The sequence below is a fragment of the Streptomyces sp. NPDC001663 genome (genome assembly GCF_042893105.1).
Classification (GTDB): domain Bacteria; phylum Actinomycetota; class Actinomycetes; order Streptomycetales; family Streptomycetaceae; genus Streptomyces.
The window spans coordinates 197,554-218,504 of sequence record NZ_JBIAUR010000011.1; the positions used below are offsets into that span (position 1 = coordinate 197,554).

The 20,951-nt window shown below is 69.6% G+C and carries 19 protein-coding genes and 5 tRNA genes; 15 read left to right on the top strand and 9 right to left on the bottom strand.

Annotated features, from left to right (window positions below):
* Positions 1-4: 4 nt before the first annotated feature.
* From ACFY1L_RS33105 to ACFY1L_RS33125, 5 genes are all read right to left on the bottom strand, one after another.
* The gene (locus ACFY1L_RS33105; protein WP_388832284.1) at positions 5-3,304 is read right to left on the bottom strand and encodes a nitrate- and nitrite sensing domain-containing protein; all 3,300 of its coding nucleotides are present in this window, start codon (positions 3,302-3,304) and stop codon (positions 5-7) included.
* A gap of 387 nt (positions 3,305-3,691) precedes the next feature.
* On the bottom strand, positions 3,692-4,267 hold the full coding sequence (locus tag ACFY1L_RS33110) for an ATP/GTP-binding protein (RefSeq protein WP_046258886.1): 576 nt from the start codon (positions 4,265-4,267) through the stop codon (positions 3,692-3,694).
* Positions 4,248-4,643 carry a DUF742 domain-containing protein gene (locus tag ACFY1L_RS33115; protein ID WP_016432454.1) on the bottom strand — a complete coding sequence of 132 codons (396 nt, stop codon included), beginning with the start codon at positions 4,641-4,643 and terminating at the stop codon, positions 4,248-4,250. The genes ACFY1L_RS33110 and ACFY1L_RS33115 overlap by 20 nt, the downstream gene beginning before the upstream one ends.
* Positions 4,644-4,751: 108 nt before the next feature.
* Positions 4,752-5,165, bottom strand: a complete 414-nt coding sequence (locus ACFY1L_RS33120; RefSeq protein WP_003973453.1) for a roadblock/LC7 domain-containing protein — start codon at positions 5,163-5,165, stop codon at positions 4,752-4,754.
* Positions 5,166-5,174: 9 nt separating this feature from the next.
* Positions 5,175-8,951 carry a nitrate- and nitrite sensing domain-containing protein gene (locus tag ACFY1L_RS33125; protein ID WP_388832288.1) on the bottom strand — a complete coding sequence of 1,259 codons (3,777 nt, stop codon included), beginning with the start codon at positions 8,949-8,951 and terminating at the stop codon, positions 5,175-5,177.
* A 605-nt stretch (positions 8,952-9,556) separates the two neighbouring features.
* Here ACFY1L_RS33125 and ACFY1L_RS33130 point away from each other — a divergent pair.
* From ACFY1L_RS33130 to ACFY1L_RS33175, 10 genes are all read left to right on the top strand, one after another.
* Positions 9,557-9,745, top strand: coding sequence for a hypothetical protein (locus ACFY1L_RS33130; RefSeq protein ID WP_361270876.1), 189 nt, complete (start codon positions 9,557-9,559; stop codon positions 9,743-9,745).
* A 174-nt stretch (positions 9,746-9,919) separates the two neighbouring features.
* Positions 9,920-10,705 (top strand): fumarylacetoacetate hydrolase family protein, encoded by a 786-nt coding sequence (locus ACFY1L_RS33135; RefSeq protein WP_388832292.1) that lies wholly within the window; start codon positions 9,920-9,922, stop codon positions 10,703-10,705.
* Positions 10,689-12,173 carry a glutamate--tRNA ligase gene (gene gltX / locus ACFY1L_RS33140; protein WP_388832295.1) on the top strand — a complete coding sequence of 495 codons (1,485 nt, stop codon included), beginning with the start codon at positions 10,689-10,691 and terminating at the stop codon, positions 12,171-12,173. The genes ACFY1L_RS33135 and gltX overlap by 17 nt, the downstream gene beginning before the upstream one ends.
* Before the next feature lie 119 nt (positions 12,174-12,292).
* The gene (locus tag ACFY1L_RS33145) at positions 12,293-12,967 is read left to right on the top strand and encodes a DUF4241 domain-containing protein (RefSeq protein ID WP_388832298.1); all 675 of its coding nucleotides are present in this window, start codon (positions 12,293-12,295) and stop codon (positions 12,965-12,967) included.
* 51 nt (positions 12,968-13,018) lie between these two features.
* Positions 13,019-13,750 carry an HAD family hydrolase gene (locus ACFY1L_RS33150; RefSeq protein WP_388832300.1) on the top strand — a complete coding sequence of 244 codons (732 nt, stop codon included), beginning with the start codon at positions 13,019-13,021 and terminating at the stop codon, positions 13,748-13,750.
* 91 nt (positions 13,751-13,841) lie between these two features.
* Positions 13,842-13,913: transfer RNA gene (locus ACFY1L_RS33155), tRNA-Gln, on the top strand.
* A gap of 22 nt (positions 13,914-13,935) precedes the next feature.
* Positions 13,936-14,008 (top strand) — tRNA-Glu (locus ACFY1L_RS33160).
* A gap of 29 nt (positions 14,009-14,037) precedes the next feature.
* Positions 14,038-14,110 (top strand) — tRNA-Glu (locus tag ACFY1L_RS33165).
* Positions 14,111-14,130: 20 nt separating this feature from the next.
* Positions 14,131-14,202, top strand: a tRNA-Gln gene (locus ACFY1L_RS33170).
* 28 nt (positions 14,203-14,230) lie between these two features.
* A tRNA-Glu gene (locus ACFY1L_RS33175) sits at positions 14,231-14,303 on the top strand.
* Between the two features lie 53 nt (positions 14,304-14,356).
* Here ACFY1L_RS33175 and ACFY1L_RS33180 read toward each other — a convergent pair.
* Positions 14,357-15,001 (bottom strand): MerR family transcriptional regulator, encoded by a 645-nt coding sequence (locus ACFY1L_RS33180; protein ID WP_388832303.1) that lies wholly within the window; start codon positions 14,999-15,001, stop codon positions 14,357-14,359.
* 80 nt (positions 15,002-15,081) lie between these two features.
* On the opposite strand from ACFY1L_RS33180, the gene ACFY1L_RS33185 reads away from it, so the two are divergent.
* The gene (locus ACFY1L_RS33185) at positions 15,082-15,600 is read left to right on the top strand and encodes a DUF4188 domain-containing protein (RefSeq protein WP_388832306.1); all 519 of its coding nucleotides are present in this window, start codon (positions 15,082-15,084) and stop codon (positions 15,598-15,600) included.
* 75 nt (positions 15,601-15,675) lie between these two features.
* Here the strand turns inward: ACFY1L_RS33185 and ndgR are convergent, their stop codons facing one another.
* Positions 15,676-16,392, bottom strand: coding sequence for an IclR family transcriptional regulator NdgR (ndgR, locus tag ACFY1L_RS33190; RefSeq protein WP_026278050.1), 717 nt, complete (start codon positions 16,390-16,392; stop codon positions 15,676-15,678).
* A gap of 189 nt (positions 16,393-16,581) precedes the next feature.
* On the opposite strand from ndgR, the gene leuC reads away from it, so the two are divergent.
* From leuC to ACFY1L_RS33210, 4 genes are all read left to right on the top strand, one after another.
* Positions 16,582-18,012: a 3-isopropylmalate dehydratase large subunit gene (gene leuC / locus ACFY1L_RS33195; protein ID WP_388832310.1), complete on the top strand. Its 1,431-nt coding sequence runs from the start codon at positions 16,582-16,584 to the stop codon at positions 18,010-18,012.
* Between the two features lie 5 nt (positions 18,013-18,017).
* Complete coding sequence (leuD, locus tag ACFY1L_RS33200; protein ID WP_388832313.1) at positions 18,018-18,611, top strand: 3-isopropylmalate dehydratase small subunit; 594 nt, start codon at positions 18,018-18,020, stop codon at positions 18,609-18,611.
* A gap of 265 nt (positions 18,612-18,876) precedes the next feature.
* Positions 18,877-19,107, top strand: a complete 231-nt coding sequence (locus ACFY1L_RS33205) for a hypothetical protein (RefSeq protein ID WP_388832316.1) — start codon at positions 18,877-18,879, stop codon at positions 19,105-19,107.
* Between the two features lie 137 nt (positions 19,108-19,244).
* Complete coding sequence (locus ACFY1L_RS33210) at positions 19,245-19,898, top strand: HU family DNA-binding protein (protein WP_361270847.1); 654 nt, start codon at positions 19,245-19,247, stop codon at positions 19,896-19,898.
* A gap of 84 nt (positions 19,899-19,982) precedes the next feature.
* Here the strand turns inward: ACFY1L_RS33210 and ACFY1L_RS33215 are convergent, their stop codons facing one another.
* On the bottom strand, positions 19,983-20,186 hold the full coding sequence (locus tag ACFY1L_RS33215; protein ID WP_388832319.1) for a hypothetical protein: 204 nt from the start codon (positions 20,184-20,186) through the stop codon (positions 19,983-19,985).
* A 108-nt stretch (positions 20,187-20,294) separates the two neighbouring features.
* Entirely contained in the window at positions 20,295-20,933 is a 639-nt protein-coding gene (gene cofC / locus ACFY1L_RS33220; RefSeq protein WP_388832322.1) for a 2-phospho-L-lactate guanylyltransferase, read from the bottom strand.
* Positions 20,934-20,951: the final 18 nt, after the last annotated feature.

Genomic DNA, 20,951 nt, shown 5'->3' on the forward strand with positions numbered 1-20,951 from the left:
CACACTAACGCTCCTGGTTGTAGGTGCTGTCAGGACCGAAGCCCTGGCCGTTCGTTTCACTGCCTGCGCCGGCACTGCGTCCGCGCTGGACGCCCCGCCGCAGGTTGCTCAGCCTGCCCCGGACGTCCTCCGGGGCGCGGGAGACCGACGGGCCTCCCTGGGGAGTGCTCTCGGCGGCTCCCTCGACCAGGTTGGCCTTGGGTACCCGCCGCGGCAGGCCGGAGGAGGTGACCCCGCCCGCCTTGGGCTTCCGGAGCGCGGAGGCCTGCTGCCAGCGCTCGTCGTTCGCCGAGCGCCAGTCGCCGCCGGGGCCGCTTCCGTTGCCGTTGCTGCTGCCATTGCTCTCCGGGGCGGGAGCCGGCGCTTCCTGGTTCACGTGCCGCGCGCCGTTCGAACCGCTCGTACCGCTTGCGATGGATCCGCGGCGGGGCAGTCCGGCGTCGGTGAGCGCGTGGCCCGCGGAAGGGGCCGGTCCCGGACGGTCGAAGCCTACGCGGTCGCGCTCACTCACGTCAGCGGCCTGGACGGCTTCCGTTTCCGGAGCGTAATCGGACGAGTAGCCGTTCTGGTAGCTGTCCTGCTGCGGCCAGTCGTCCTGGTAGCGCCGCTCTTCGAAGGCCGGGAAGGACTCCGGGGCGGAGGCGCGGACGGCCGGGGGCTCCTCACGGACCGGCTCCGCATACGAGGGCTCGGGGTAGCCGCCGCCCGACGAGAACGTGTCGTTCTGCGGCAGTCCGCCGTTCGGCGCGTAGTACGGCTCGTCGTACGACGGTCGGCTCGCGGGCTCCTCGTACGAGGTGCGCTGCGGCTCCTCGTACGGAGTCTGCTGCGGCTCGTCGAAGGTCGGGCGCCGGTCGTAGGAGCCCGTCTGCTGCTCCGGGAACCCGCCGTTGTCGTAGGAAGGCTGCGCGTCGAAGGACTCGGCGTACGACGGGGAGTCCTGGCCCGGCTCGCCCTGCGCCTGGGCCTCCAGGGCCGCCCTGCGCTCCTCGCGCATCAGCGAGCGGCCGACGGGGTCCAGCTCCCGTATGTCGTCCGGTACGTCGGAGTAGCGGCTGTCGTCGAAGCCGAGCTCCGCGGCCGTGCGCATCGGCAGGCCGTTGTTGAAGTCCTCACCCTGGAAGTTCTGCTCCGGGATGATCTGCGAGACCGTGAACTCGTCGCGGTTGATCTGCTGCTCGCCGCCACCGCCGTGGGTGATCGCGTCGGGCAGCATGACCAGCGAGGTCGTACCGGCCTGCTCGCCGGAGGGGCGCAGCTGGACGCGGATGCCGTGCCGGTCGGACAGCCGGCCGACCACGAACAGGCCCATGCGCTGGGATATCGCGGCGTCCACGGTCGGCGGGTTGGCCAGCTTGTGGTTGATGTCCGCGAAGTCCTCGGCCGTGAGGCCGATGCCCTTGTCGTGGATCTCGATCATGATGCGGCCGTCGGGGAGACGGGTCGCGGTCACGCGGACCTTGGTCTGCGGGGAGGAGAACGTCGTGGCGTTCTCCAGCAGCTCGGCGAGCAGGTGCACGAGGTCGGTCACGGCGCGGCCGTGGATCTCGGCCTCCGGGACGCCGGAGAGCTCGATGCGCTCGTACTGCTCCACCTCGGAGGAGGCGGCGCGCAGCACGTCGACCAGCGGGACCGGCTGGTCCCAGCGGCGGCCGGGCTCCTCGCCGGCGAGGACCAGGAGGTTCTCGCCGTTGCGGCGCATACGGGTCGCGAGGTGGTCCAGGCGGAAGAGGTTCTCCAGCTGGTCCGGGTCGGCCTCGTTGTTCTCCAGGTCGGTGATCAGGGTCAGCTGGCCCTCGATCAGCGACTGGTTGCGGCGCGAGAGGTTGGTGAAGATCGCGTTGATGTTGCCACGGAGCAGGGCCTGCTCGGCGGCCAGTCGCACGGCCTCGCGGTGGACCTGGTCGAAGGCGCGGGCGACCTCGCCGATCTCGTCCCGGGTGGTGATCGGGATGGGCTGGACGCGGGTGTCGACGCGGCCGGGGTCGGTGCGCGAGAGCTGGTCGACCAGCATCGGCAGGCGCTGCTCGGCGATGCCGAAGGCGGCGTTGCGCAGCTGGCGCATCGCGCGGGACATCTGGCGGGCGACGGCGCCGGCCAGGATGAACGCGAGCAGCAGGGCGACGATGACGGCGGCACCCGTGATCAGCGCGTCACGCTTGGCGTTGTCGGCGATGTCCGAGGCCTCGCTCACCGCGGTGTCGGCCTTGTCGGACTCCAGCTTGCGGTAGGCGTCGAACTTCAGGGTCGTCATGCCCCACCAGTTCACGTAGCTGACGCCCTTCGCGGCGAGCGCCTGGCGCTCGGCGGGGTCCGTCGTCTTCAGCTGCGCCATGGCGGTGATCATGTCGGTCGGGTCGTCCGACGGCGGCGGCACGTAGGTCTTGTTCTCGGCCGCGGCCTGCGCGGCGGCCTTCTTGGCCATCGCCGCGCCGTCGGCCTTGATCTGCTTCGTGAGCGATTCCAGCTTGGCGAGGTCCGCGTCGGTGCCGCCGGCCTGGTACTCCTGGATGGCGATGCCCTCCAGGTAGGCGTACGAGGTGAGGGCGATGCGCTGCTTGGCAAGGCTGCTCTGGCTGGTGCCCGGCTTGATCAGCAGATGCATGCCGATGGAGCGCTCCAGGGAGAGCGCGCCCTTGGCGAGTGCGATGGCGTAGACCGAGCGGCCGTAGCTGGTGATGTTGCCGGTGCCGAGCCCGAGCTCGTTGGAGAACTCGAGCAGCGGGTGCTCGATGTTGACGTAGGCCTCTTCGGTCTCCACGCCCTTCATCTGGGACGTGTAGGCGACCGCGCGTATCTTCGCGAGCGACGGCTCCACCTCGCGGAAGCGGGCCAGACGGCGCTTGAGGTTGGCCCGGTCCGGCATGTTCTGGGCGGCCTCGTCGAAGGCGTCGGCGGCCTGGTCGGTGGCCTTGCGGGCGGCGACGACCGTCTTGTCGTCCTCACCCTTGCCCTCCAGCAGCGGCTCGGCGGTCGTGTCGCGCTCGACGAGCACCGCGTTGCTGTACGTCAGGGCGGCCCGCACCAGACGCGCGGTGTTCTCCGCGTCCTGGGCGTCCTGCCAGGTGTCGATCGAGCTCTTCACCTGGAAGCCGCCCATGACGAGGCCGACCAGCACGGGTATGAGCAGGATCGCGTTCAGCCGGGTCGGCACCCGCCAGTTGCGGGGCGAGAAACGGCTGCCGCTCGAAGCGGGCGCCGCCGTCGGCTCGGATACGGGCACAGGGGCGGGCGCCGCTCCGCGCGGCGGCGGGGTGAAGTTGCCCCGGGCCGACGGCTCGGGACCGTTCTTGCTTCGCCTCACTCGACCAACAACCTCTCGGCGGCGGGCACCAACGTTGTGCCGCAGTGTCTCAGAGCCCAGTACGTCACTGAGTACGCAGTACTACTGAGTACGTCTTTGACTATTGGGCAGTTCACGCATTCCAGCACGACGACCTGCGCTCTTCCAAACAGTGGAAAGCGAGGATTCCGTGTGATGTAAGCCCCAGATAAAACGGTCATAAAGAGCGAGCCCCGTCAAAAGACGGGGCTTTTGTGTGCGCAGCGAGACCGGTTGGCAACGACCCGTGGCCGTACCACCCGATTCCTCTCCCGAAACGTTATGAACACCGGGGCCGACCGTGTCAAAGGCCACAGCCGACTCCGGTGCGTCTACGACAACTGCCGTATTGCATCGCTGACTTGAGTGCTACCTCAGCCGTGCCATGAGAGCGTGCTCCACCAGCGTGATCAGCGCACTCTTGGCATCGGAGCGGTGGCGGGCGTCGGTGGTGATGATCGGGGTGTCCGGACCGATCTGCAACGCCTCCCGCACCTCCTCGGGAGCGTACGGCTGGTGCCCTTCGAAGCCGTTGAGCGCGACGACGAACGGCAGGCCGCTGTTCTCGAAGTAGTCCACCGCCGGGAAGCAGTCGGCGAGCCGACGGGTGTCGACCAGCACGATGGCGCCGATCGCGCCCCGCACCAGGTCGTCCCACATGAACCAGAAGCGGTCCTGGCCCGGCGTACCGAACAGGTACAGGATCAGGTCCTGGTCGAGCGTGATACGGCCGAAGTCCATGGCCACCGTGGTGGTGGTCTTGCCCCCGGTGTGGGTCAGGTCGTCGATGCCCGCGCTCGCGGACGTCATGACGGCCTCCGTGCGCAGCGGGTTGATCTCGGAGACGGCGCCCACGAAGGTCGTCTTGCCGACGCCGAAGCCACCCGCCACCACGATCTTCGCGGAGGTGGTCGCCCGCCCGCCGTCAGAGCTTGCGAAGTCCACTGAGCACCCTTTCGAGCAGTGTCACGTCCGGCGCACCGGTCGTCTCGTCGCCGCCCGGCTGGTGGATGGCGACGAGCCCGGCCTCGGCCAGGTCCGCGACGAGAATGCGGGCCACGCCCAGCGGCATGGCCAGAAGCGCCGACACCTCCGCGACCGACTTCACCTCACGGCACAGGTGGCAGATGCGCTGGTGCTCCGGGAGCAGCCCCATGAGTGCTGCCGGGTCGGCCGTGGTGCTGATCAGCGCCTCGATGGCGAGCTGATAGCGCGGCCGCGTCCGGCCACCGGTCATCGCGTACGGACGTACCAGCGGCTGGTCGCCCTCATCCTCGTACGGCTCCGCGTACGGATCATGAGAGGCGGTGGGCGGGGTCATGAATCCTCCGGGCGGGACAGCAAGTCGATCGGGCTGGCCGTCTGTTGGCCGTGGGGGGATTGTGGCGGCCGGACGGTGATGTGGTGACGGGGGTGGATCCTGGGCGGGTCAGTGGAGCAGACTGCCCTGTAGTTCGGCGCGCAGGTCCGGTGTGAGGACCGCACCTGCCCGGTCGACGAGCAGCGCCATCTCGTAGCCGACCAGGCCGATGTCGCACTCGGGGTGCGCGAGCACGGCCAGGGACGAACCGTCCGAGACGGACATCAGGAAGAGGAAGCCCCGCTCCATCTCGACGACCGTCTGCGCCACGTTGCCGCCCTCGAAGATCCGGGAGGCCCCGGCCGTCAGCGAGGTGAGCCCGGACGCGACGGCCGCCAGCTGGTCTGCGCGGTCCCGCGGGAAGCCTTCCGACATCGCCAGAAGGAGACCGTCGGCAGACACGACGACGGTGTGGGACACACCTGGGGTGTTGTCCACGAAGTTGGTGATCAACCAGTTGAGGTTCTGTGCCGCCTGGCTCATCTGGCTCAACTATCGCTCCTGCTGGTGAGTGGGGCTCGGGAAGCTGCCGGTCTGGCCGGTACCGGCCTGGCGACCCTGCGCGATGCCCCGACGGAGATTGGTCAGACGGCCGCGTACGTCATCAGGCGCACGCGAGACAGCCGGACCGGATTGGTGCTGTTGCTGCTGAGCCGTGCCCGGGACGAGGTTCGCCCGGGGCACCCGGCGCGGCAGGCCGGAGGTGGTGACGCCGCCCGCCGCCGGCTGCCGTACGCGCTCTGCCTGCCGGACGAGATCGTCGTTCGGAGAGCTGCGCCAGCTGGAGGTGACGGGACGCTGAGGAGCGGCAGCGGGCTGCGGCGCCGCGGGAGCGGCGGGAGCCTGCGGCTGCTGCGAGGCCGGAGAGCCGTTGGCGGGCTGCCCGCCCTGCTGGCCGCCGTGGAACCAGTTGGTCTCCAGCGTGTCGTACAGCGGCGTACGACCGTCGCCGGGGCCGGACGCCGGCGGCAGCGCCTCGGGCTCCTGGCGGACGGGCCGCTGCTGCGGACGCGGCGGGACGGGCGGCCGCGGAGCACCGAAGTCGCTCTGGTTGCCGGCCTGCGGGCGCTCGAACTGCCCGGTGTTACCGGGGTTCTGACGACCCGGCAGATTGTGCTGCCCGGTGGAGCCGTTGTCGTAGCCCGGCATCGCGAACTGGCCGGTGGAACCGGAGTCGTACGCCTGGGGGATCGCGAACTGGCCCGTGTTGGCGGGGTTGTTCGGGTTGTTCTGGCCGTTCTGCCCGTTCGGGGTGCCGAAGACGTCCGAGCGGACGAACTGGCCCGGGTTCTGCGCGCCGTTCGTGCCGGGCTGCGGTGCGCCGAAGTCCTGGTGGCCGAACTGGCCCGTGTGCTGGGGGTTGTTGCCACCGAAGTCCTGACGCGGGAACTCGGAGGTGGCGCCGGGACCCTGGCGGTCGTCGCCGCGCGGGATCGCCGGCATCTGGGAGGTCGAGGCCGGGCCCTGACGGTCGTCGATGCGCGGCATCTGCGAGGTCTCGTCGTGACCGCGCGGAGTGTCCAGCGAGGCCCGCGGCACCGGCGGCTGCGCGTTCTCGTCGCTCCAGCTCGGCCGGGCCTGCGGGTTGCCGCCGGGCAGCTCGGCACGGGGACCGCCACGGCCCGGCAGCTGCGGCTGACGCCCGCGCCGGCCGCCCTGCTCGTTCCCGGAGTTCGAGTTGTTCGCGTTGCCCGAGGACTGCGGCGGTACGGCGCCACGAGCGCCGCCGAAGCTGTCCTGACCGGTGCCCGCGGCCTGCATACCCTGCGGGGCACCCGGCGCCTGACCGAACCCGGCGCCCGCACCCGCGGGAGCCGGCCGGCCCTGCTGGGGAGCCGCCGGAGACTGCGGTCCACGCGCTCCGCCCGGGGCACCCGGACGGCCGCCGTTGCCGTTGCCGCCCGCACCGGGCAGCGCGGCCCGCGGGCCCTGACCGGCACCGAGCCGACCGCCACCGGACGCACCGGCGCCGAGGGCACCGCCGCCGAAGGCGCCGCCGCCCGCTCCGCCCGGACCGGCCTGGCGACGCGCGGCGGCCACACCTGCGGCGGCCTGCGCGGCGGCCGGACCACCGCTGGACCCGGGGGCGCCGGGCTTGCCCGGAGCCGGCTTCTTGCCGCCCTGGGCGACATCGACGGGCAGCATGACCAGCGCGGTCGTACCACCGGAGTCGGACGGGCGCAGCTGGATGCGGATGCCGTGCCGCTGGGACAGACGACCGACCACGAAGAGGCCCATGCGGCGGGAGACGGAGACGTCCACGGTGGGCGGCGAGGCGAGCCGCTCGTTGATCGCCGCGAGGTCCTCGGGGGAGAGGCCGATACCGGTGTCGTGGATCTCGATCAGGACGCGGCCGTCGGGCAGCGCGTGACCGGTGACCTTGACCTTGGTCTGCGGCGAGGAGAAGGAGGTCGCGTTCTCGAGCAGCTCGGCGAGCAGGTGCACGAGGTCGTTGACCACGCGGCCGGCCACTTCGGTGGTCGGCACGGCTGCCAGCTCGATGCGCTCGTACTGCTCCACCTCGGACGCGGCGGCACGGAGCACGTCGACCAGCGGGACCGGGCGGGTCCAGCGGCGGCCGGGCTCTTCACCCGCGAGAACCAGGAGGTTTTCACCGTTACGGCGCATACGCGTCGCGAGGTGGTCGAGCTTGAACAGCGAGGACAGCTGGTCCGGGTCGGCCTCGCGGGACTCCAGTTCGGAGATCAGCGACAGCTGGCGCTGGATAAGACCCTGGGAGCGGCGCGAGAGGTTGGTGAACATCGCGTTGACGTTGCCCCGCAGCAGAGCCTGCTCGGCGGCGAGGCGGACCGCCTCGCGGTGCACGTCGTCGAAGGCCGCGGCCACCTGGCCGATCTCGTCCTTGGAGTGCACACCGACCGACTCGACCGAGGTGTCGACGTCCTGCGGGTCCGACTCGGACAGCTGCTTGACCAGCTCGGGCAGCCGGTCCTGGGCGACCTTGGTGGCCGTCTCCTGCAGCCGGCGCAGCGAGCGGATCATGGAGCGGGCGACGACGAAGGCGCCGACGAGCGAGACGCCGAGGACGAGCAGGATCAGCGCACCGGAGATGATCGCTTCCTGCTCGGAGGAGGCACGCAGCTCGCGGGCCTTCTGCTCCATGTCCTCGAGCAGCGAGTGCTCGATCTTCTTCATCTGCTCGATCTTGGTCGAGCTGTCGTCCACCCAGTCCTGGTACGAACGCTTCTGCAGATCCTGCAGACCGTCGGTGCCGGCCAGGGCGCGGGTCGCGTAGGTGTTGGTGGCCTTGATCGTCGCGTTGTTCTCCTCGATGGGCTTGAGGAGGGCGACGGCCTTGTCGGTGCCGTAGATGCTCTTGAAGCTGCGCAGCTCGGAGTTCTGGCTCTGCAGCGCCGACTGGGCGTACAGCCGGTCGTTCTCCGACAGCTTGCCGACGTTGGTGTTGTTCGCCGGCAGGGCCGCCGCGAGGACCGCGCGCTGGACGGACGCGTACTCCTTGGCGGAGGAGAAGGACGCCAGGGCGCGCGTGCGCTGGATCATCTCGGGGTTGCTGGTGGCCTCCGCCATGTCCTGCGAGAGGTCCAGCAGGTGCGTGATCAGGCGGTGGTAGGCCTCGACCGTCTGGGTCGAGTTGCCCTTGGCCTCGTACGCGGTGTCGCGGATCTTGGCGAGGGTCTCCAGGTCGCTGACGACGCTGACCAGGCTCTCGCGGACGCCCTGGAGCTTGCCGTCCTTGTTGGAGGTGTCGATCTCCTCGGCCGCGTCGGTGAAGTTCTGCCGGGCGCGGTCGGTCTTGTCCCGGTAGCCCTTGACCGTGTAGTCGCTGGCCTTGGAGCCGTGCGCCAGCGGACCGGCGGACTGGTCGCGCTCGTCCTGGAGAGCCGCGGCCAGCTCGGTGGCCTGCTTGGTCATCTCCGTCAGCAGCTTCATGTTGTCGAGCTGCTGGATGTCGTCCATGTTGTCGCTGATGCGCAGGGCGCCCAGCGAGGTGGCCGCGACCACGGGGAGGGCCAGCAGCGACACCAGACGCGTGGAGATGCGCCAGTTGCGCAGGGCCAGGCGCGAGCCTGGGCCGCTCGGGCCCGCCGGCGGCTTTATCGCCGGGGGAGCGGCGCTCGGGGGCCCGGAAGGTGCCCCGGCGCCGGGGCGCCCGCCGGAGTCGCCGGACGCAGTCGGGCCCGGGTTCTGGGCGTGCTGGGGCGAGGAACTGCCGACATTGGGGCCAGTCCCGCCGTGCGGCTCCGGCTCCGCCGAAGCACTGCCATCCCTCTTGAAACGTCCCTGCACTAGCGTCGCAACCTCTGGACCAGGCGCCCCTCCGCGTGAACGGAAAGACACGGTGTCGGCGTTTTGGGGAGCGCCCTGAATACGCCCCCTGTTCGGTCGTGAGTGACCGGCCGCTGGCTCCCCCTTCTCGCCGCCACGCGGCGCTCTGTCGCGCCCCCTGTGCGCCGGCTCGATCCTGCGGCGGTCCGTGGAATTCCAGCACAGTGCAGGATCTCCAACAAGGGCCGAGGGCCATGCCGTGACCTACGTGACAGCATGTGAGTGCCGGGTCACCGGACGTAGAACGAGATCTCGTCCATAACGGACTTATGCCCGCGAGTCCCCCAGGTGGGAGCGGTGTCCCAGTCGCCATGATCAGGAGCGGAATGGTGGCTTCAGGGGGTCAATGTCCGTTTCGTTGGGGTGGGTTGGAGGCCTGAATTGACCGGTTTGCCTGCGGCTTCGTGAGCAAACTCACATGCCGATCATGCGGTCTTCACGTCTTCGCCGGGGAATTGGATGTTTAGCCTGGCGCTTTACAAGACGTAGCGCTTTGACAACCGCGCCCGCGCGGGGGGCCATTGGGCCTCCACCGGCGCCCGAGCACGACAGGGTCAAGTACAACCGTGAAGACGACGATGATGTTCCACAACATAGCCAACCCGCGGCGCACGACGCTGGCGCACCTGGACGACGCCGACGCACTGCAGACCCCGGAGCAGCCGGAACACTCCGTCGATCTCCCCACCCAGACCGCCAATCCCCGTCGCACCGTTCTCGTGGAGGTCCCCGCCACGGCCTCCGTCGCCCAGTAGTACGCGCAAGGGTCGTAGATCACTCAACAGGTCGAGCGGATCACTCGGAAGATCAACTCGGCGGATCGTTCAAGGCGGCCCCGCGTCCGCAGTAATGCGCGAGGCGCGGCCCCCCTCCCGCGTTAGCCTGGAGCGTCAGACTCCAGCAGGCTCAGTGAGGGGCGCCAGAATCCCGTGCGCATCGCCAGATTCTCCATCGACGGGAACGTCGCCTTCGGCGCGGTCGAGGGCGACAGACCGGACGAGCTCGTCCTCGACATCATCAAGGGCATCCCGTTCGCGGACTTCGAGCTCTCCGGTACGAAGGTGCCGCTGAGCAAGGTCCGGCTGCTGCCGCCGGTGCTCCCCAACAAGGTCGTGGCCTTCGGCCGCAACTACGCGGAGCACGCGCGCGAGCTGGGCAACGAGGTACCCGACGCACCCTTCGCCTTCTTCAAGCCGTCCACCTCGGTGATCGGCCCCGGCGACGAGATCCAGTACCCCTCCTTCACCGAGGACCTGCACCACGAGGCCGAACTGGCCGTCGTCATCGGCCGCATGTGCCGCGAGGTCCCGCGCGAGCGCGTGGCCGACGTGATCTTCGGCTACACCTGCGCGAACGACGTCACCGCCCGTGACGTGCAGAAGCGCGAGAAGCAGTGGGCGCGGGCCAAGGGCTTCGACAGCTCCTGCCCGCTCGGCCCCTGGGTGGAGACCGACCTCGACCTCGCCACCGCTTCCGACCTGACCGTCCAGCTCACGGTCAACGGCGAACAACGCCAGCTCGGCCGCACCAGCGAGATGATCCACCCGATCGAGGATCTGATCGTCAACATCTCCGAGGCCATGACGCTGCTCCCCGGCGACGTGATCCTCACGGGCACCCCGGCAGGCGTCGGGCCGCTCACCGTCGGCGACGAGGTCGCCGTCACCATCGAAGGCATCGGCACTCTCACCAACAAGGTTGTCAAGCGTGGCTAGCGCACCCGTCCGCGTACGTTTCTGCCCCTCGCCCACCGGTAACCCCCATGTGGGCCTGGTCCGCACCGCCCTGTTCAACTGGGCCTTCGCCCGGCACCACCAGGGCACGCTCGTCTTCCGCATCGAGGACACCGACGCGGCCCGCGACTCGGAGGAGTCCTACAACCAGCTGCTCGACGCGATGCGCTGGCTGGGCTTCGACTGGGACGAGGGCCCCGAGGTCGGCGGCCCGCACGCACCCTACCGCCAGTCGCAGCGCATGGACCTCTACAAGGACGTCGCGGCCAAGCTCCTCGACGCCGGTCACGCGTACCACTGCTACTGCTCCCAGGAGGAGCTGGACACCCGCCGCGAGGCCGCCCGCGCCGCCGGCAAGCCGTCCGGCTACGACGGCCACTGCCGCGACCTCACGGACGCGCAGGTCGAGGAGTACAAGGCCCAGGGCCGTACGCCGATCGTCCGTTTCCGCATGCCCGACGAGACGATCACCTTCACGGACCTGGTCCGCGGCGAGCTGACGTTCACGCCGGAGAACGTCCCGGACTACGGGATCGTTCGAGCGAACGGAGCCCCCCTCTACACGCTCGTGAACCCGGTCGACGACGCGTTGATGGAGATCACCCACGTCCTGCGCGGCGAGGACCTGCTCTCCTCCACGCCCCGCCAGATCGCGCTCTACAAGGCGCTGACCGAGCTCGGAATCGCCAAGCAGATCCCGCAGTTCGGCCACCTGCCGTACGTGATGGGCGAGGGCAACAAGAAGCTGTCGAAGCGCGACCCGCAGTCGTCGCTCAACCTCTACCGCGAGCGCGGCTTCCTGCCCGAGGGCCTGCTCAACTACCTGTCCCTGCTGGGCTGGTCGCTCTCGGCGGACCAGGACATCTTCTCGATCGACGAGATGATCGCGGCCTTCGACATCGCCGACGTGCAGCCCAACCCGGCCCGGTTCGACCTGAAGAAGTGCGAGGCGATCAACGCCGACCACATCCGTCTGCTGGACGTGAAGGACTTCACGGAGCGCTGCGCACCCTGGCTGCGGGCCCCGTTCGCCCCCTGGGCGCCGGAGGACTTCGACGAGGCCAAGTGGCAGGCGGTCGCCCCGCACGCCCAGACCCGCCTGAAGGTCCTCTCGGAGATCACGGACAACGTCGACTTCCTGTTCCTGCCGGAGCCGGTCGAGGACGAGGCGAGCTGGCAGAAGGCCATGAAGGAGGGCTCGGACGCCCTGCTGCGTACGGCGAAGGAGAAGCTGGAGTCCGCCGACTGGACCTCGGCCGAGTCCCTCAAGGAGGCCGTCCTGGCCGCCGGCGAGGCCCACGGCCTCAAGCTCGGCAAGGCCCAGGCCCCGGTCCGCGTGGCCGTCACCGGCCGCACGGTCGGCCTGCCCCTCTTCGAGTCCCTGGAGATCCTGGGCAAGGACAGGACGCTGGCCCGCATCGACGCGGCACTGGAGAAGCTGACCGCGTAACGCACGCGCGCGTGAGGGGCGGCACCCGGACCACCGGGCGCCGCCCCTCGGTCGTCGTTGTCAGTGGCGCGCACTAGTGTTCCGGCTCGTTCGCACACAAGATCCGGAAAGGCGCCGTCATGCCGATGTCCCCCCGCGACTACACCTGGCTGTTCACACCGGGCACCACGTTCGCCTACGAGTCCGGGACCTCCGGCGTGATCCACGTGGCCGACGGCGGGACGCTCGACCTGCCCACCGGACGGGTCGTCGCCTGCGACCCGTTCGTCTATCTGGGGACCGGGGACATCGAGCCGTTCACCGTCACCGTCGAACCCGGCCGTTACCGGGTCGAGGCGGCCGTGGCGACCCTCACCCGCCCCGACGAGCCCCCGGCCGAGCGCCCCCACCGGCGTGTGGCGGCGGCCCGGCTCGTCATCCGTGACGAACCCACCGTGACCTGGGAGTTGGCGCTCCTCCCCGAACAGGACCCCGCCGAACTCAAGGACGACGAGTTCTTCGGCTACGGCGTCGACGCCGGCACCGGCTGCTTCTACGACGCCTCGGCCGAGGAGGCCTTCCCCGGGACCCAGGAGGAAGAGGGGCCGCTGTGGGAGGCCTTCGAGAACAGCGACTGGTCGGCGGGGCCCCACCTGGTCACCTCCCTCGGCACCGGTCACACGCTGGCCGCGTTCACCTCCGGCTGGGGCGACGGCTCCTACCCGACCTGGGTGGGGCGCTCGGCGACCGGCGAGGTCACCTGCTTCCTCACCGACTTCTTCGTCGCCCCGGACCCGTCCGACGCCCCCGCCTGACAATTCCCGATCGCCGGACGCACCCCCCGAGAGTGGAGCTACCGTCGGATCATGAGCATTCGGGCCGTGGTCTGGGACGTTGACGACACTCTTTTCGACTACACCGGTGCCGACCGCGCCGGAATGCGCCTGCACCTGGCGGCCGAGGGGCTGCTGGACGCATACGAGAGTGCCGAGCAGGCCATCGTGCGCTGGCGGGAGATCACCGACGTCCAGTGGGCGCGGTTCTCGGCGGGGGAGGTCGACTTCCAGGGGCAGCGCCGGGACCGCGTGCGGGTGTTCCTGGGCGAGGAGCTGAGCGACGCGGAGGCCGACGCATGGTTCCAGCGGTACATCGCGCACTACGAGACCGTCTGGGCCCTCTTCCCGGACGTCCTGCCCGTTCTGGACGCCCTCGCCGCCAGCCACCGGCACGCCGTCCTCTCCAACTCCAGCATCCACGTCCAGGATCACAAGCTCCGCGTCCTCGGCGTGCACGGCCGCTTCGAGGCCATCCTGTGCGCCGCGGAACTCGGCGTCTCCAAGCCCGAGGCCGGTGCCTTCCACGCGGCCTGCGAGGCCTTGGAACTCGCCCCGGAACAGGTCGCGTACGTCGGCGACCACCCGGAGATCGACGGGCGCGGTGCCGCCGACGCCGGACTGCTGTCGGTGTGGATCGACCGCGATGGCGTGCACACCAGCGGCGACGCCCCCGCAGGCCCGCACCGGATCGCCTCCCTCGCCGAACTCCCCGCGATCCTCGGCGCGGATACCCGTTTTGGAGCCCCGTCCACCTTCAGGTAATGTTCTTCCTGCGCCGCCGGGGAGCGGGCCGAAAGGCCGGGAACCGGAGGAGCAAACTAGAACAAGATCCCCGTAGGGGCTTGCGTTCCAGTGGCCTATGGTGTAATTGGCAGCACGACTGATTCTGGTTCAGTTAGTCTTGGTTCGAGTCCAGGTAGGCCAGCTCGCAGAGCTCATCTGCATCCGCCCCCGTTGTGTAGCGGCCTAGCACGCTGCCCTCTCAAGGCAGTAGCGCCGGTTCGAATCCGGTCGGGGGTACTGATCTCGGTCAACTCGGGATCGCTAGGGCCCCCGTTGTGTAGCGGCCTAGCACGCCGCCCTCTCAAGGCGGTAGCGCCGGTTCGAATCCGGTCGGGGGTACAAACTGGTCTAAACCACATTGGTCTATGGTGTAATTGGCAGCACGACTGATTCTGGTTCAGTTAGTCTTGGTTCGAGTCCAGGTAGACCAGCTCGGATCTGCGGAAACGTAAGATCCTTGCCCCCGTTGTGTAGCGGCCTAGCACGCCGCCCTCTCAAGGCGGTAGCGCCGGTTCGAATCCGGTCGGGGGTACGCACATCGAAGGCCCTCCAGCATTGAGCTGGGGGGCCTTCCGTGTGTCCGGCTCACTCGAAGCCGTACCGCCGTGTCGTCTCCTCCTCCTGGGCCAGCCGGTGCAGCGCCTGCAGGATCGGCTCGTTGATGATCGCCCCCAGGACCGCCCATTCGACCCGCTCCTCCTCCGAGGGGTGCGTCTCCATGTTGTCCAGGTCGAGGACGGCTGTCCGGTGCATCAACTCGGCGTACGGCGCCATCAGTTCGGCCCCCCAGCCGTAGCCGAGCCGGCGGAACGCGGCTACCGACACCACCAGTGAGCGGTACGCGGGGGAGATGGTCGAGAGCCGCTTGGCGTTCTCCCAGCCGAGCCGGTCCAGGAGCGTGGCGACCTCCTGCTGGGCGGCCTGGACGTACTCGTCGTCCTCGTCCGGCTCCGGCACCTGCGGCAGTGCCCACAGCGCCGCGCCCAGGCGGATCGACCGGCCCAGGGAGTCGTCGTCCACATGCCCGAGCACCTCGCGCACCTTCGCCACCGGCACCCGGCCCACCTGGATCATCGCCCGCACCAGCCGCAGCCGGCGCAGGTGCTCCTCGTCGTACTCGGCCGTCGTGGCGTTGATCTGGTGACCCGGCGGCAACAGCCCTTCGCGCAGGTAGTACTTGATCGTCGCCGTGGACACGCCGCTGCGCTCGCTCAGCTCCGCCAGCCGCATCTCTTGCGCCCTTCCTTGGTGAGTGTCACTATCTAACCATCGCCAGACGGATAGTGGCGCTATCTGATGGGGGGACCGTCATGTTCGCGAAGCCGGTGTCCGGCCGTACGACCGCAGCGGCCGAGGGTGATGTGGTGGTCCTGCTGATCGGCATGCGGATCAACCACTTCCGGGCGGTGCACCAGTGGCTGCCGGTCATGTTGTCGATGTTCCGCATGCTTGGGGAGCTTGCGCGGGACCGTGACCGGGGGCTGCTGGGGCATGTGATGCTGACGGCCTCGCCGCGGACGTACTACGTCGTCCAGTACTGGGAGTCGAAGGAGAAGCTGTACGCCTACACGGCCTCGCCGGACATGTTCCACCACCGGGCCTGGTCGGTCTTCAACCGCAAGGAGCGCCAGGGCAAGGCGCGCGGGCACGTGGGCCTGTGGCACGAGACGTACATCGCGGCCGAGGGTTCCTACGAGTCGATCTACTTCGACATGCCGTCGTTCGGCCTGGCGAAGGCGCACGGCCAGGTGCCGCTCGAGCGGCGTGGCCGGCGGGCGAAGGACCGGTTCGCGCACCGGTCGGCGAAGGCGGCCGAAAAGGCTGGGTGACCAGGGGGGATCGGGGGAACGAGGGGGCCTGCCGCGGCGTTGGGGCAGGCCCCCCGTCGATGTCCCGGTCCGGGGTCAGCCCGAGCGGCGCAGGGCCTCGGAGAGGCGGGCGGCGGCGTCGATGACCGCCTGGGCGTGCATACGGCCCGGGTGGCGCGTCAGGCGCTCGATGGGGCCGGAGACGGACACGGCGGCCACCACGCGGTTGGACGGGCCGCGTACGGGCGCCGAGACGGATGCGACGCCCGGCTCGCGCTCGCCGATGGACTGGGCCCAACCGCGGCGCCGTACGCCCGAGAGCGCGGTGGCCGTGAAGCGGGCGCCCTGCAGGCCCCGGTGCAGGCGCTCCGGCTCCTCCCAGGCCATCAGGATCTGCGCCGAGGAGCCCGCCTTCATCGTGAGCGTCGAGCCGACCGGGACCGTGTCCCGAAGGCCGGACAGGCGCTCCGCCGCGGCCACGCAGATGCGCATGTCGCCCTGGCGGCGGTAGAGCTGGGCGCTCTCGCCCGTGACGTCCCGCAGATGCGTGAGCACCGGGCCCGCGGTCGCGAGGAGACGGTCCTCGCCGGCGGCCGCGGCCAGCTCGGCCAGGCGGGGGCCGAGAATGAAACGGCCCTGCATGTCGCGCGCCACCATACGGTGGTGTTCCAGAGCCACGGCCAGTCGGTGGGCCGTGGGTCGTGCCAGCCCGGTCGCCGCGACCAGACCCGCGAGGGTGGCCGGACCGGACTCCAGGGCGCTCAGGACAAGGGCTGCCTTGTCCAGAACGCCGACGCCGCTACTGTTGTCCATGAAACGATACTCACGTCTCACTCTGTGAAACGCAAGTTCCTTTTTTCGTGAGACGCGCAACCCTTGTATGCACAGCGGCCCGAAGACCAACGGGCCTGGCGGCGGGTGCCCGGGAACAGGGGCCGTGGGCGTCGCCTCCACAAGATCTCTAGTTGGGCCGGCGCACCTTTGCCGGCCGGAGGGAAAGCGATGGGTAGGACACTCGCGGAGAAGGTCTGGGACGACCACGTCGTCCGGCGCGCCGAGGGCGAGCCCGACCTCCTCTTCATCGATCTCCACCTCCTGCACGAGGTGACCAGCCCGCAGGCCTTCGACGGGCTGCGCAAGAGCGGTCGCCAGGTGCGCCGGCTCGACCTGACCATCGCCACCGAGGACCACAACACCCCGACCCTCGACATCGACAAGCCCATCGCGGACCCGGTCTCCCGCGTCCAGCTGGAGACACTGCGCAAGAACGCCGCCGAGTTCGGTGTGCGGCTGCACCCGCTCGGTGACGTCGAGCAGGGTGTCGTGCACGTCGTCGGCCCGCAGCTGGGTCTGACCCAGCCCGGCATGACGGTCGTCTGCGGTGACTCCCACACCTCCACCCACGGCGCCTTCGGCGCGCTGGCGTTCGGCATCGGCACCTCCCAGGTGGAGCACGTGCTGGCCACCCAGACGCTGCCGCTGGCCCGCCCGAAGACCATGGCGATCACGGTCGACGGCGAACTGCCCGAGGGCGTCACCGCCAAGGACCTGATCCTGGCGATCATCGCCAAGATCGGTACGGGCGGCGGCCAGGGCTACATCCTGGAGTACCGCGGCTCCGCCATCGAGAAGCTCTCGATGGAGGCCCGGATGACCATCTGCAACATGTCGATCGAGGCCGGTGCCCGCGCGGGCATGATCGCCCCCGACGAGACCACCTTCGAGTACATCAAGGGCCGCGCCCACGCTCCCGAGGGCGAGGACTGGGACGCCGCCGTCGCGTACTGGAAGACGCTGAAGACGGACGAGGACGCCGAGTTCGACGCCGAGGTCGTCATCGACGGTCCTTCGCTGGCGCCGTTCGTCACCTGGGGCACCAACCCCGGTCAGGGTGCGCCGCTTTCGGCGAACGTCCCCGACCCTGCTTCGTACGAAGACGCTTCGGAGCGCCTCGCCGCCGAAAAGGCCCTGGAATACATGGGGTTGGAGGCCGGGCAGCCGCTGAGCTCCATCAAGGTGGACACCGTCTTCGTAGGCTCGTGCACCAACGGCCGTATCGAGGACCTGCGCGCCGCGGCCGCGATCGTCGAGGGCCGCAAAGTCGCCGACGGCGTACGGATGCTGGTCGTCCCGGGCTCCGCGCGCGTGGGTCTGCAGGCCGTCTCCGAGGGCCTGGACGTCGTCTTCAAGGAGGCCGGCGCCGAGTGGCGGCACGCGGGCTGCTCGATGTGCCTCGGCATGAACCCGGACCAGCTGGCCCCGGGCGAGCGCTCCGCCTCCACCTCCAACCGCAACTTCGAGGGCAGGCAGGGCAAGGGCGGCCGTACGCACCTGGTGTCGCCGCAGGTCGCCGCCGCCACCGCGGTGCTGGGTCACCTGGCCTCGCCCGCCGACCTGACCGACGTAACCGCCGCCGCGCCCGCTGGAGTCTGAGAGTCATGGAAGCATTCACCACGCACACCGGCCGGGCCGTCCCGCTGCGCCGTTCCAACGTCGACACCGACCAGATCATCCCTGCTCACTGGCTCAAGAAGGTGACCCGGGACGGTTTCGAGGACGGGCTGTTCGAGGCCTGGCGCAAGGACGAGAACTTCATCCTCAACCGCCCGGAGCGGCAGGGCGCCACGGTCCTGGTCGCCGGTCCCGACTTCGGCACCGGCTCCTCCCGTGAGCACGCGGTGTGGGCGCTGCAGAACTACGGCTTCAAGACCGTGATCTCCTCCCGCTTCGCCGACATCTTCCGCGGCAACTCGCTGAAGAACGGCCTGCTCACGGTCGTTCTGGAGCAGAAGATCGTGGACGCGCTGCAGGAGCTCTCCGAGAAGGACCCGCAGGCCGAGATCACCGTCGACCTCGAGGCCCGCGAGGTGCGCGCCGAGGGCATCACCGCCTCCTTCGAGCTGGACGAGAACTCCCGCTGGCGGCTGCTGAACGGGCTGGACGACATCTCCATCACCCTTCAGAACGAGGCCGACATCGCCACGTACGAGGCCAAGCGCCCGTCGTACAAGCCGCGGACGCTCCAGGTCTGACCCGAAGCGCACTCGCGGGTCGGCTTTCGGCCACCTGAACAGCCCCGCAGTACCCCCGATCAGCCCGATCGGGGGTACTGCTGTTTCTGCGTCCGGACGCTCCCGGGGGCGCTCGGGGTCTTCCCCAACTTCCCACGTTACGAAGGCTGTTGTGGGGGTAGCCGAGGCTTGTAGGCGCGACTTCCGCCGGAGCCCGGAAGGCCGTTTGAGGCATCAGTTGCGACCCCCGCAGGCGACAACTCGCCCCAGATGGCACAATCTGTGCATGGAACACGACGGCCAACTCGAGCTCTATGCGGCAGTCGCGGACCAACTGAAGGAAGCGCACGCAAGTGTGCGCGCACTGCAAGTCCCGGAGGGCGTACGGATGGCGCTGACCCGGAAGCTGCTGGTCATTACGGCCGCGGCCAAGCACGATCTCGCCGACGCGGCAAGGCGCCTGGAGCGGTTCAGGGCGGACCTCGAGGAGGGGCGATTCCCCGAAGAGGAACGCTGAACACGTCCCAGGCAGTCGAGTTCGTTGCGGCACAAGGGTGATAAGCCCGTTTCGTGTTTGATTTGCGGTATATATCTGCCTAACGTGCGAAAAAGCTTGAACACTTTCGTTCTGGCAATGTCTCCGAAGGGGAAGACGTGAACAAGGCGCAGCTCGTAGAAGCGATTGCCGACAAGGTCGGTGGCCGTCAGCAGGCCGCCGAGGCTGTCGACGCGGTCCTGGACGCCATCGTCCGTGCGACCGTCGCGGGAGACCGGGTCTCGGTCACCGGCTTCGGTTCGTTCGAGAAGGTGGACCGTCCGGCCCGCTACGCCCGCAACCCCCAGACGGGCGAGCGGGTTCGGGTCAAGAAGACCTCCGTTCCGCGCTTCCGCGCGGGCCAGGGCTTCAAGGACCTGGTGAGCGGCTCGAAGAAGCTCCCGCGCGGCGGCGAGGTCGCCGTCAAGAAGGCGCCCAAGGGCAGCCTGACCGGCGGGGCTTCGGCGACGGTCAAGAAGGCCGCGGCGAAGAAGACCACCGCCAAGAAGGCGACGGCCGCCGCGAAGAAGACCACGGCGAAGAAGACGACGGCCAAGAAGACCACGGCCACCGCCAAGAAGACGACCGCGAAGAAGACGACGGCCAAGAAGACCACGGGCGCCGCCAAGACCTCCGCGGCGAAGAAGACCACGGCCAAGAAGGCGACGGCCAAGAAGGCCCCGGCGAAGAAGGCGACGGCCAAGAAGGCCCCCGCCAAGAAGTCGACGGCTCGAACCACCACCGCCAAGAAGGCCACGGCCCGCAAGAGGTAAGGGCACAGGGGCACTCACACGCCGGGCCGGACTCCGTGTCGGAGTCCGGCCCGCGGCGTGTTCAAGGGGCTCGGGTACGGGGGTTCAGAGCGTCTGGAGCGTCACCAGCGTGATCCGGAGGCTGTCCTTGGCCCCCTCGACCTCGATCCGCACCCGCTGCCCGGGCCGCAGCAGCCGGAGGCCTCCGGCGGTGAAGGCAGCGGCGTCGAAGGGGAGGGGGGTGCCGTCGTCGAGCAGCACGCTGCCGCAGCGGGTTTCGGCGTCGTACGTGTATGCGGTGGCCTGCATGGTGGTCAGCCTAGTGCCTGCCGGGGCTCGCCGTTGAGCCACGGATTGTGTCCGCCTGCGGGTGCGTCGTGGCTGGTCGCGCAGTTCCCCGCGCCCCTTGCGGGGCGCTCACGTGCCCGGGATCAGTAGTCCCGCCGACACCGTCGCCGTATACCGGCCCACGCCCAGCGCCAGCGCCGCGCGCAGGTCCTCGCCGGTGTCCACGTCCTGGCGTACCGAATCCACCGCGTCCAGGGTCAGTTCCACGGCTCCGGAGGCGCGGTGGCGGGCGCGGGAATCGGGGCCGAAGGACGGGAGCAATTCCTGGGCGGGAGTTGCGGCCAGCAAGGTGGTGCCGATTTCGGCCGCATCGGCGAGAAATGCACGGGGGAATTCCGCGGCAGCGTCGAGGACCCGGGACAATTCCGGGGGACGCAGCGCCGGAAGGTCGGCGTTCAGGGCCGCGACGGCACTTGTGGGGCGTGCGGCGCGTACGGCGGTCGCCCCGTGCGCCAGGGCCGCGTTGAGGCCTCCCCGCGGCTCGTCGGGGACGATACGGGCGCCCAGTGCGGCCAGCTCGCGGCCGGCCAGGGCGTCGTCCGTGACGACCGCCACATCCCTGACCGCCGGGCAGGCCAGCGCGGCTGCCACGGTGTCCTGGGCGAAGGCGAGAGCGAGGCCGGGCCGCAGCGCGTCGGCCGCGGTGTCCGAGAGCCTGCTCTTGGCCCGCGACAGGGGTTTCAGGGGTATGACCAACGTCCACTGCACGAGCGTTCCGTCCCTCTC